The following is an 8,430-nucleotide window of genomic DNA, read 5'->3' on the forward strand; positions in this document are numbered from 1 at the left end:
CGGCGAGCCACACCAGTTGCAGCGGCGCATCCCTGACATGGGTCTGGCCGCCCGCACATTCGGCCAGCGCGGCGCGCGTGGCCGGGTCGCGCACGGCGACCACGCTCCAGGCCTGCAGATTGGACGAACTGGCCGCTGACTGGGCTGCGGCGATGATGGCCGTCAGCATGTCGTCGCCGACGGGGTCGGGCAGGTAGGCGCGTACCGAACGGTGATCGAGCAGTTGTTCGATCAACTGCGAGCAGGCCGCCTCGGGCAGGGCGCCCCCGCTGGCGCCATAGCGGGCGCGCAGACGTTGCTGGGCAAGGGACATGGGGTACTCCGTTTGTCGTTGCAAGGCTGCAAGTATAGTGAGGTACGGTTGCGGTCCGACGCGCGGCCCGGGCTTGCCCCGGGAGCGGCACCGCCGCCGCCATAGGCCCTGGCGCCCGTGGGCGGATCGAGGGTTTGATCTCGATGCATTAATTACGTTAACGTCAACGTAATATCGTCTGCCGCGGGCTTCTTCGGCCCGCATGGCTGACGATGGTTTCGATACAACAATCAGAGGAGACACGATGATGAATGCTGTTGCCGAATTCGTCGCTGCGCGCGACTTCCTGCTGCAACACCGCAGCGACTACGCCACGGCCTATGCCGGTTTCAAGTGGCCGCAGTTGAAGACGTTCAACTGGGCGCTGGATTATTTCGACGCCTTGGCCAGAGGCAACGACAAGCCGGCGCTGTGGATCATCGAGGAGGATGGCCGCGAGTCGAAGCTGAGCTTCGCCGAGATGTCGGCGCGCTCGAACCGCGTCGCCAACTGGCTGCGCAAGCAGGGCGTCGCGCGCGGCGACCGCATCCTGATCATGCTCGGCAACGAGGTGCCGCTGTGGGAGACCATGCTCGCGGCGATCAAGCTCGGCGCGGTGGTGATCCCCGCCACCACGCTGCTCAGCCCGGACGATCTGGTCGATCGCGTCGAGCGCGGGCAGGTCAGGCACGTGGTCATCGGCAAGGCCCACACCGACAAGTTCGAGGATCTGCCGGGCAGCTTCACCCGTATCGCGGTGGGCGGCGCGCCGGCCGGCTGGAAGGCGTTCGAGGACGCCGCCGCCGAGTCCGACGCCTTCACCCCGGACGGGATCACCCGGGCGGACGATCCCCTGCTGCTGTATTTCACCTCGGGCACGACCTCCAAGCCCAAGCTCGTGCTGCACACCCACCAGTCCTATCCGGTGGGCCACCTGTCGACGATGTACTGGATCGGGCTCCAGCCCGATGACCGGCACATGAACATCTCCTCGCCGGGCTGGGCCAAGCACGCCTGGAGCTGCTTCTTCGCCCCGTGGAATGCCGGTGCCTGCGTGTTCCTGTACAACTATGGGCGCTTCGACGCCAAGGCGCTGCTCGATGTGCTGGTGAAGTACGAAGTCACCACGCTGTGCGCGCCGCCGACCGTGTGGCGCATGCTGATCCAGCAGGACCTGGCCGCGGTGAAGACCCGGCTGCGCGAACTGATCGGCGCCGGCGAGCCGCTGAACCCGGAAGTCATCGAGCAGGTGAAGAAGGCCTGGGGCATCGCCATCCGCGACGGCTTCGGGCAGACCGAGACCACTGCGCAGATCGGCAATCCGCCGGGCCAGCCGCTCAAGCCCGGTTCGATGGGCCGGCCGCTGCCCGGCTACCGGATCGCGCTGCTCGATGCCGACGGCAACCCGGTCGACGAGGGCGAGGTTTCGCTGCTGCTGGGGGAGGACCGCCCGGTCGGGCTGATGGTCGCTTATGAGGGCGATGCGGCTAAGACCGCCGAAGTGATGCGCGATGGCCACTACCGCACCGGCGACGTCGCCAGCATCGACGCCGAGGGCTACATCACCTACGTCGGGCGCGCGGACGACGTGTTCAAGGCCTCGGACTACCGCATCAGCCCGTTCGAGCTGGAAAGCGTCCTGATCGAGCATCCGGCGGTGGCCGAGGCCGCGGTGGTGCCGAGCCCCGACGTGTTGCGCCTGGCGGTGCCGAAGGCGTTCGTGATCCTGGTCGCGGGGCAGGAGCCGAGCAGGGAACTGGCCAGGGACATCTTCGCCTTCACGCGCGAGCGGCTGGCGCCGTACAAGCGCATCCGCCGCCTGTCGTTTGCCGATCTGCCCAAGACGATCTCGGGCAAGATCCGCCGCGTCGAGCTGCGCAAGGCCGAAGCGGCGCGCGGCGAGGGCGCGCGCGGCGAACTCGAGTTCTTCGAGGACGACTTCCCCGAACTCAAGAGCTGAGACGGAAGCCCCACGTGGCTGGCATGCTGCTACAATGCCGGCCGTGGCGGGTCTCCCCGCATTGCAGCGCGGTGAACCTGGTCAGGGCCGGAAGGCAGCAGCCACAGCCGTTCCCTGCAAGTGCCGGGGGTCGGGCTCGCCACCCTGACATGCAAAAGCCGGATACCCCATGTGGGGCATCCGGCTTTTTTTCGGACCGGGTCAGCGGAGCGGCGTTCAGTGCTGCCAGGAAAGCGCGATCCGGAAGCTGCGGCCCGGCTCGCTGTAGTAGTCGTCGGGCTGGCGCGTGCCGACGGCGCTGCCATCGGGCATGTTCAGCGCATTCCAGTATTTCTTGTTGAACAGATTGAACAGGCCGGCATGCAGCCGGACGCCTTTCAGCGCCGCCGGTTGCCAGTAGCCGGTCAGATCGGCCACGCCGTAGCCGGGTGTTCTGAGGTCAACGGCATCGTCCTCCACCTTGTTGCGTGCCCTGGCGGCGGTCAGCAGCAGATTGGCGCCGTAATGGCTGCGCTCATAGCCGAGGCCGACGATGCCGGTGAGCGGCGCGATCGAATTGAGATGCTGCTTCGTTTCGCGGTCCTTGCCGACGGCCCATGCCACGGAACCCCACAGTTTCCAGTGAGCGGCGAACGCCCAGTGCACCGCTGCCTCGGCGCCGTAGATGCGGACCTTGTCGCGGTTGCCCAGCGCACCGACACCGTAGGCGAAATCGCCGGGGGACAGTCCATAGTCCTCGGGGTTTGCGGAGATGGTGTCGATGAAGTTCCGGTAACGGTTGTCGAACAGGCTCAGCGAGCCGCCGAGTTTGTCGTCGCCCAGGCGTGCGCCGATTTCGTAGCCGTTGCTTTCCTCCGGTTTCAGGTCGGGGTTGCCCATCTGGGCATAGCCCACTCCGGAGTTGATGAAGGTGGTGTATAGCTCGTTGGCGTCCGGCGCCTTGAAGCCTTGCGCCCATTGGGCGTAGAACATCGCCTGCTCGGTGGCCTGCCAGGTGAGCAGCAGGCTGCCCGACAGCTTGGAGTCTTCGTTGTCCCTGAGAATCCGGGCGTTGTCGTTCTGCACGTAGCCGCTGGTGCGCCGGGGGTCGAAGCGGTAGCTGTCGTAGCGCAGGCCGGGCGTCAGGTGCAAGGTGTCGTTCAGCGCGATCTCGTCCCTCAGGAAAACCGCCCACGCGGTGCCCGGCGTCCTGGGCATCTCCGCCTGGTTGGTGTGCAGGTTCAGGCAGGAGTAATACAGGCCGAACGGGGTGGCGGGAGGCGGCCGCAGCGGCTGCGGGCAATTGTCGTAGCCGGCGCTGTATTGCTCTGCGGTAGTCCTGCTCCATTCCGCGCCCACGGCCAGGGCGTGGTTGGCGAGCTTTTTCGACAGCGTGGAGGTGAGCCCGTACTGGACCTTCTCGATTTCGTTGGTTCGCCCGAACGGACCGGCCACCGTGCCCAGGCGGTAGGCCCGCTGGCGATCCTCGCGGCGGATCTTCTGCCAGTAGACGATGGTTTCGGCGCTGTCGACCAGCGTGCCGCCGTCCGGGGACGTATAGAGATGGTCGATCGACACGCGCTTGCGCTCGTTGTTTTCGGTCGATTCATTCTGGCCCAGCGCGTACTGGGGGGAGCTCGTGTTGAGCGTGCCCTGGTTGATGCGGTTGTCGATTTCCTTCTCGCGCTCGAACAACTCGGCGGTCAGGCCCAGCCGGTGCCCGCCCGCCAGCCGCTGGCGGAGCTTGATCAGGGCGTTGTGCTGGTCGAGATCGGCCGGCAGCGCCTCGGTCCGCAGATTGCCGTAGCCGCCTGTGCTGCCGCGGGTTTCCAGTTCGTGGCCGCTGCGCAGGCCGGCCTGGATCAGCCAGGAGGTGTCGCCGAAACGCCCGGCGAGCGCCGCATTCAGTCCCCGGCTACCGTCGGCGCTGTCATGGTCGGCCTTCACCAGGCTGCCGAATGTCTTGCCGTCGCCCAGCAGGTCCTCCGGGGCGAGCGTGAACAGGCGCACGCCACCGCCGAGCGCGCCCGAGCCGGCCTGGCTGGAGTTTGCGCCGCGAACGATGTCGATGGCCGACAGGCTCTGGAAATCGATGGCGTCGAGCCCGCCCGATACGCCGCGGATGGAGTCGTTCAACCAGGGGACGCGAATGCCGTCGACTGTGGTGTGCACGCGGTCGCGGTCCAGGCCGCGGATGTTGATGCTCTGATTGTCGCGATTGAAGTTGACGCCCGGTTCGGCGCGGCGGCCCAGATCCTCGAAGCTGCGGATGAAGCGTTTCTCCAGCGTTTCCGCATCGGTGCTGGTGGCGGTCGGCAGGACGGCATCATCCGCGGTGGCGGTTACTTCGACGTTCTGCAGCCTGACCGGCGTTTCGGCCAGCGCCAGGGAGGGGCCGAGCAGCAGCAAGCCGATCAAGGGCTTGAGGGTAAGGGGGGGACGTGGAGGCATGGGGGCGTTCCTGGCAAAAGTGGCGGTACGGACGTGTGCCCCCGAATGTATTGTTGTTGAGAATGATAATCAAATTAATTTGCTTTAATGGATTTGCGTAGGGCGCGGATGTGTTCCGTCCGTTTCCGTTCCTGCGCCCCGGATGTCCGGGCGGCGACGGCTCCTTGATCCGGCGCCGGGGGCCGTACCTGTCTTGCCTAGCCCAGCAGCCTGTCCATCAGCATCATGCCGACGAAACCGGCGATGAGCCCGCCGGTGGCAAGCGTTTCATGGCCGCGGCGGTGTGATTCGGGGATGATCTCATGGCTGACCACGAACAGCATCGCTCCGGCGGCCCCGGCCAGCCCCCATGGCAGGATCGCCGCCGAGGCCGATACCATCATCGAGCCCGCTACCGCAGCGATCGGCTCGATCAGGCCGGACACCGCGGCGACGCCGAATGCGAACAGGCGGCCGTAGCCGGCGGCGACCAGGGCGATCGCGACGATCAGGCCTTCCGGTACGTTCTGCAGCGAGATGCCGGTGGCGACGGCGCTGCCGCCGCCCGGCGCGATGCCGTTCAGGCCGGAGGCAACGCCGATCGCGAGCCCTTCCGGGATGTTGTGTACCGCGATCGCGAACACGAACAACCATACGGCCGCGCCGCTGCGTGCGCCGTCCGGTGCGTGGGTATGAGGCAGGGCGCGATCCAGGGCGAGCAGGGCCGCGGCGCCGATCGCCATGCCCGCTGCAGCCAGCATCGCGGCTACCGCGTCCGAGTGCCCTTGCGCCTGTGCCGCCGCGACGGCCGGCAGCAGCAGCGAGAATACGCTTGCCGCCAACATCACGCCGGCGCCGAAGCCCAACAGCATGCCCTGCACGCCGGCGCCGATGCGGCGCATCACCAGCAGCGGCACGGCGCCCAGCGCGGTCGCCGCGGCGGCCATCGCACCGCCCGCCAGTGCGCCGGAGAGCGGCAGCTCGAAACCCTCGAAGCCACGTACCGCCTGTGTCAGCAGCACGGCGATACCGGTGAGGGCGATCAGCCAGCCACTGAGCGCGCGCAGGGCGCCAGCCGGACTGGCGGGGCGGAAGTGCAGGCGGGCGACTCTCTCGACCATGATCGGACTCCTCTGCCGAAGGGGAAGGGCACCGCCGATGCGGGCGGCTGTGAGTCCAGTATGGGTGCTGTAGTTGGATAGTTAAAATTGAACGATGAAATGATATCTATAGATCACTAACATGATTCGGATGGCCGCCGATAGCCGCCGACGACCCCGCGCGGCGACAGTACCACCTGCCATAGCTGATTGCTGCGCGCGCGGAAGGTGCCGGCGCAGGCGAGCAGGTAGTAGCGCCACATGCGGCGGAAGCGCTCGCCGTAGCGCGTGGCGAAGTGCGGCCATGCCGCCTCGAAGCGCGCATGCCAAGCCAGCAGCGTGCGGTCGTAGTCGGCGCCGAAATTGTGCACGTCCTCGGTGATGAAGCCGTTCTCGCTGCTGTCGGCGATCTGGCCCAGCGAGGGCAGGTCGCCGTTGGGAAAGATGTAGCGTTCGATCCAGGGGTCGATGGGGTTGCGGCGCCGGTTCTTGCCGATGGTGTGAAGCAGCAACAGGCCGTCTTCCTTCAGGTGGCGGCGGGCGATCTTGAAGAAAGCGCGGTGGTTCTTGTGGCCGACATGTTCGAACATGCCGATGGAGGCGATGCGATCGAAGCGTTCGCTGTCGTCGCGGTCGAACTGGCGGTAGTCCTGCAGGCGGAAGGCCACCGGCAGGCCGCTGCAGCGCATCTGCCCATGTTCGGCTTGTTCGCGCGAGATCGTCAGGCCGATGCAGTCGGCGCCGTAGCGCTCCGCGGCGAACTTCATCAGGCTCCCCCAGCCGCAGCCGATGTCGAGCAGGCGCATACCGGGCTCCAGGCGGAGCTTGCGGCAGATGAGGTCGAGTTTGGCGGTCTGCGCATCCTCCAGGGTATCGGCCTGTGCCCAGTAGCCGCAGGTGTAGGCGAGATGGCCGTCGAGCATGGCCTCGAAGAAGTTGTTGCCGAGATCGTAATGCATCTGGCCGACCTTCCAGGTGCGGCGCATGTTCTGCAGGTTGAACAGTCGCGCGCGCAGGCCCTGCACCATCAGTGCGGTGGCGCCCACCTTCTCGTCGAGGCGGGCGATGAGCACGCGGGCGATGAATTCGTCGAGCTGCGCACAGTCCCACCAGCCATCCATGTAGCTTTCGCCGAGTCCGAGGCTGCCGCGGGCGAGGATGCGGTCGGCAGTCTGCGGATGGTGGATGAGCATGTCCCACGGCCGCTCCCCGCCGATCTCGATGTCGGCCTCGGCGAGCAGCACCGCGATTGCGCTCAGCGCGGGGTCGAGTGGGCCCGGCCTGTGCGGGGCTTTCGTGCGGGTGTCTGCGGAAGGCGGGGCGGGTCCGTTGCGCGTCTGCTCCATCATCTGCTCCTCGCATGCGGGCCGGAAAGCGCTGGCCCGTGAGTGAACGATAGGATCAGGCGGCCGATAGCTCAAATGGACTCGGGCAATGAGCGGCATCGGGTGGGGCGATCGATCCCGGCCTTGCGATCGCCGCGGGCCGAGGCACGCCGCTCTGCTAGAATCGCCCGCCATGAGCTATCAGGTCCTCGCACGCAAGTGGCGGCCGAAGTCCTTCGGTACGCTGGTCGGTCAGGAGCACGTCGTGCGTGCGCTGACGCATGCGCTCGCCACCGGCCGGCTGCACCACGCCTGGCTGTTTACCGGCACGCGCGGCGTCGGCAAGACCACGATTAGCCGCATCCTGGCCAAGGCGCTCAATTGCGAGACCGGCGTCACCGCCGAGCCTTGTGGCGTGTGCGATGCGTGCCGCGCGATCGACGCCGACCGCTTTCCGGATTATGTCGAGATGGACGCGGCGTCGAACCGCGGTGTCGACGATATGGCCTCGCTGCTCGACAAGGCGGTGTATGCGCCGGTGCAGGGACGCTACAAGGTCTACATGATCGATGAAGTGCACATGCTCACGGGCCACGCCTTCAACGCCATGCTGAAGACGCTGGAAGAGCCGCCGGAGCATGTGAAGTTCATCCTCGCCACCACCGATCCGCAGAAAATCCCCGTCACCGTGCTGTCGCGCTGCCTGCAGTTCAACCTCAAGCAGATGCCGCCCGGCCACATCGTGGACCACCTCACGCGCATCCTGCAGGCTGAGGCGGTGCCGTTCGAGCCCGGCGCGCTGCGCCATTTGGCGAAGGCGGCCAATGGCTCGATGCGCGACGCGCTGTCGCTGCTCGATCAGTCGATCGCGCATGGCGCGGGCAAGGTCGAGGAAGAGCAGGTCACCCATATGCTGGGCACGGTCGGGGACGACCACCTGTATGCAGTGCTCGATGCGCTGGCGGCGGGCAGCGTGGCCGGGCTGGTGGCCGTCGCGGACGGCATGGAGGCGCGCAGCCTGTCCTTCGATGCGGCGCTGCAGTCGCTGGCGACGATGCTCCATCGGATCGCGCTTGCGCAATACGCGCCGGAAGCCATCGCCGAAGATGCGGAGCGTGAGCGCATCGGCGCTTATGTCGCTGCCTTCGATGCCGAGTTCCTGCAACTGGCCTATCAGATCGCCATCCATGGGCGCGACGAATTGGCGCTGGCGCCCGATGAGTACACCGGCTTCACGATGACCCTGCTGCGTCTGCACGCCTTCCGCCCCGAGCAGCCCGCCGCGCTCGGTGGCCCCGGCGTGGCGCCGCCGGGGAGCGGGCAGGGGCGCGGCCTGGCGCCGGC

Annotated in this window: 6 protein-coding genes and 1 other RNA gene; 3 read left to right on the plus strand and 4 right to left on the minus strand. The window is 66.9% G+C overall.

Annotated elements, in window-relative coordinates; translation table 11 throughout:
* Nucleotides 1-313, minus strand: a 313-nt coding sequence (locus C666_RS17715) for a nitroreductase family protein (protein WP_004346126.1), incomplete at its 3' end; no start/stop codon positions are given.
* 247 nt (nucleotides 314-560) lie between these two features.
* Here C666_RS17715 and C666_RS17720 point away from each other — a divergent pair.
* Together C666_RS17720 and ffs are read left to right on the plus strand one after the other, a co-directional pair.
* The gene (locus tag C666_RS17720) at nucleotides 561-2,252 is read left to right on the plus strand and encodes an AMP-binding protein (RefSeq protein WP_004346128.1); all 1,692 of its coding nucleotides are present in this window, start codon (nucleotides 561-563) and stop codon (nucleotides 2,250-2,252) included.
* Between the two features lie 45 nt (nucleotides 2,253-2,297).
* Nucleotides 2,298-2,396, plus strand: an RNA gene (gene ffs, locus C666_RS19965) — signal recognition particle sRNA small type.
* Between the two features lie 72 nt (nucleotides 2,397-2,468).
* On the opposite strand, the gene C666_RS17725 is transcribed toward ffs, so the two are convergent.
* The 3 genes from C666_RS17725 to cfa form a co-directional block, all read right to left on the minus strand.
* A complete protein-coding gene (locus C666_RS17725; RefSeq protein WP_004346130.1) occupies nucleotides 2,469-4,682 on the minus strand; it encodes a TonB-dependent hemoglobin/transferrin/lactoferrin family receptor in 2,214 nt (737 codons plus the stop codon).
* Nucleotides 4,683-4,879: 197 nt separating this feature from the next.
* Complete coding sequence (locus C666_RS17730) at nucleotides 4,880-5,782, minus strand: ZIP family metal transporter (protein ID WP_004346132.1); 903 nt, start codon at nucleotides 5,780-5,782, stop codon at nucleotides 4,880-4,882.
* Between the two features lie 116 nt (nucleotides 5,783-5,898).
* On the minus strand, nucleotides 5,899-7,110 hold the full coding sequence (gene cfa, locus C666_RS17735) for a cyclopropane fatty acyl phospholipid synthase (RefSeq protein ID WP_211206778.1): 1,212 nt from the start codon (nucleotides 7,108-7,110) through the stop codon (nucleotides 5,899-5,901).
* A gap of 169 nt (nucleotides 7,111-7,279) precedes the next feature.
* On the opposite strand from cfa, the gene dnaX reads away from it, so the two are divergent.
* The coding region (gene dnaX / locus C666_RS17740; protein WP_004346136.1) for a DNA polymerase III subunit gamma/tau at nucleotides 7,280-8,430 on the plus strand (1,151 nt) is incomplete at its 3' end.

Source organism: Thauera linaloolentis 47Lol = DSM 12138, from assembly GCF_000310205.1.
Lineage (GTDB): Bacteria > Pseudomonadota > Gammaproteobacteria > Burkholderiales > Rhodocyclaceae > Thauera > Thauera linaloolentis.

Excerpts from the sequence above, each read along its gene's own strand:
- C666_RS17720 (WP_004346128.1), top strand. The coding sequence starts at position 561 with ATGAATGCTGTTGCCGAATTCGTCGCTGCGCGCGACTTCCTGCTGCAA.
- C666_RS17730 (WP_004346132.1), bottom strand. The coding sequence starts at position 5,782 with ATGGTCGAGAGAGTCGCCCGCCTGCACTTCCGCCCCGCCAGTCCGGCT.
- C666_RS17725 (WP_004346130.1), bottom strand. The coding sequence starts at position 4,682 with ATGCCTCCACGTCCCCCCCTTACCCTCAAGCCCTTGATCGGCTTGCTG.
- cfa (WP_211206778.1), bottom strand. The coding sequence starts at position 7,110 with ATGATGGAGCAGACGCGCAACGGACCCGCCCCGCCTTCCGCAGACACC.